The sequence below is a fragment of the Trinickia sp. genome, from assembly GCF_051961175.1.
GTDB lineage: Bacteria > Pseudomonadota > Gammaproteobacteria > Burkholderiales > Burkholderiaceae > Trinickia.
The window spans coordinates 1-2,286 of the sequence record NZ_JBQCDN010000459.1 but is presented as its reverse complement, the minus strand read 5'-3'; the positions used below and the strand labels follow the sequence as shown (position 1 = coordinate 2,286).

Sequence of the window (2,286 nt, the reverse complement as noted above, 5' to 3'; positions counted from 1 at the left end):
AGGGCTTTCTCTCCGTCGCCAGCGAGGATCCGGACCGTTTGGCACAATGCCCTCTCCCTTTTCCTTGCTGTCGCTGAACGGTTTTGACGCGCATGCATCCAGGCGTCGATCACCCCCGCAGCGCTTGCCCACGATGATTCCGTTTTCGGTTCTCGACCTTTCCCCGATCCCGCTGGGCCAAACGGCCGCCGATGCCTTCCGCCACTCGCTCGATCTTGCCCAGCATGCCGAGCGCTGGGGCTATCGCCGCTTTTGGCTCGCCGAACACCACAACATGCCCGGCATCGCCAGCGCGGCGACGTCCGTCGTGATTGGCCACATCGCCGGCGGCACGAAGACCATCCGCGTCGGCTCGGGCGGCGTCATGCTGCCGAATCACTCGCCGCTCGTGATCGCCGAACAGTTCGGCACGCTCGCCTCGCTGTACCCGGATCGGATCGACCTAGGCCTGGGCCGCGCCCCCGGTACCGATCAAACGACAGCCCGCGCGCTGCGCCGCGATATGCACGAAAGCGCCGAGCGGTTTCCCGAGGATGTGGTCGAGCTGCAGCGTTATTTCGCCGAACCCATCAGCGGCCAACGCGTGCGCGCGGTGCCGGGCGCCGGCTTGAACGTCCCGATCTGGCTGCTCGGCTCCTCGCTGTTTTCGGCGCAGTTGGCCGCCGGGCTCGGTTTGCCCTTCGCATTTGCGTCGCACTTCGCGCCCGACCATCTGCTCACGGCGCTGCACGTGTATCGCTCGCAATTTCGTCCGTCGGCCGCACTCGCGAAGCCCTATGCGATGGTCGGTGTGAATCTGTTTGCCGCCGAAACGGATGCCGAAGGCGAGCGGCTTTTCACGTCGCTGCAGCAGCAATTCATCGCCCTGCGACGCGGCACACCCGGGCAATTGCCGCCGCCCGTCGAGCAACTGGACGCGTCCGAGATGGAATTGGCCGGTGTACGACACTCCCTGGCTTGCGCCGCTGTCGGCAGTCCCGACACGGTGCGCGCGGCGCTCGAATCGATCATCGCCCAGACCCAAGCCGATGAACTGATCCTCACCGGGCAAATCTACGATCACGCTGCCCGGCTTCGATCGTACGAAATCGGCGCGCAAGTCCGCGATCTCATGGGGGCGCCGGCCGCGCAATGAGCCATGCGCGGCATGCGGCGTGCAAGCTGCCGCGGATCGGTGGATCGGTGGATCGGCGGATCGGCGGATCGGCGGATCGGCGGAACCGGCGGGCCTTCGAATTGCTGCTCGATGGGTTGGTTTGGCGGGAAGCGCGGCATGAGCTAGGCGCGCCCACTGCCTGGGAGCGAATGATGAATTCGATCGATCGAAAACAGAAGCGGGCGGCGCGGCGGGCAGCGCTGGCCTGTGTCGCCGCATGCATCGCCGGTGCGGCCGGTTCCGCTTGGGCGAAGCGGGCAACAACGGATGTCGGCGCATCCATGGTTCAACCGCCGCAACCGCCCGCCAGCGGCGCTAACGCGAATAACCCCGACAACATGCCGATCAAGCGGCCGGACAAACCCACGCACGATCCGATCGCACGGCGCCCACCTGCCAGCAGTACGCAACCGAAATAGCGCGCCAACCAAGCGCCAATCAGGCGCTCTGCTCCGCAACAGGCGTGGGTTGCGTGAGGTCGCCAAACGCGAGCCATCCCAGGTGACGGCGAATATCGGCGGGCCACTTGAGCACCAGCGCATCGAAACGCTGCGCATCGTCGGCAAACAGCGCGCGCGAAGCTTCTTCGAAGTCCGGCAAATCGCCGGCCATCGCAGACATGAAGTGATAGGCGCGCTCCTGCGCGGCCCGCCGTTCGTCGCGCTGTGCGTGCTTGCGGCGTGCCTCGTCCACGAGCTTGCGCAGCGCCACCGACGCCCCGCCCGGCTGCGTCCCCAGCCACTCCCAATGGCGCGGCAGCAGCGTCACTTCGCGCGCAACCACCCCCAGCTTCGGCCGGCCGCGGCCTCGCGGCGCGCCGCTCTCTGACGGCTCCGCCGGCGCATCGATCGGCGCATCTTCCTCGATCGGGACGCAGGCGCCCGGTTCGCGGCTCAACCGGTCACGTACTTGCTCGTCCGAGCCGCGCGTATCGACATCGATCGAGCGCCCCGTCCTGTTATCAAAGATCAGAATCGGGCCCGCGGCGCCATCGGCAAGCGCATGTTTGCCGGCGAGCGCGACGGTCGGGAGCGTGCCGGACACCAGATGGCGGTGGCCGTCGAACAGCGTGAACAACGAAGGCTCGGGGTGATGCGACATAGCGGGCTCCAGGAAAAATCAGCAGATGA

General features: G+C 66.7%; 2 protein-coding genes. One reads left to right on the top strand and one right to left on the bottom strand.

Features of this window, described 5'->3' with window-relative positions; genetic code table 11:
* Positions 1–133 precede the first annotated feature (133 nt).
* Positions 134–1,135: an LLM class flavin-dependent oxidoreductase gene (locus ACTHL0_RS26035; protein ID WP_440569957.1), complete on the top strand. Its 1,002-nt coding sequence runs from the start codon at positions 134–136 to the stop codon at positions 1,133–1,135.
* A gap of 459 nt (positions 1,136–1,594) precedes the next feature.
* Here ACTHL0_RS26035 and ACTHL0_RS26030 read toward each other — a convergent pair whose 3' ends face one another.
* Positions 1,595–2,257: a DUF2239 family protein gene (locus tag ACTHL0_RS26030; RefSeq protein WP_440569956.1), complete on the bottom strand. Its 663-nt coding sequence runs from the start codon at positions 2,255–2,257 to the stop codon at positions 1,595–1,597.
* Between the last annotated feature and the right edge of the window lie 29 nt (positions 2,258–2,286).

Bases quoted from the DNA above. Each gene is read 5' to 3' on its own strand.
- ACTHL0_RS26035 (WP_440569957.1), top strand. From the start codon at position 134: ATGATTCCGTTTTCGGTTCTCGACCTTTCCCCGATCCCGCTGGGCCAA.
- ACTHL0_RS26030 (WP_440569956.1), bottom strand. From the start codon at position 2,257: ATGTCGCATCACCCCGAGCCTTCGTTGTTCACGCTGTTCGACGGCCAC.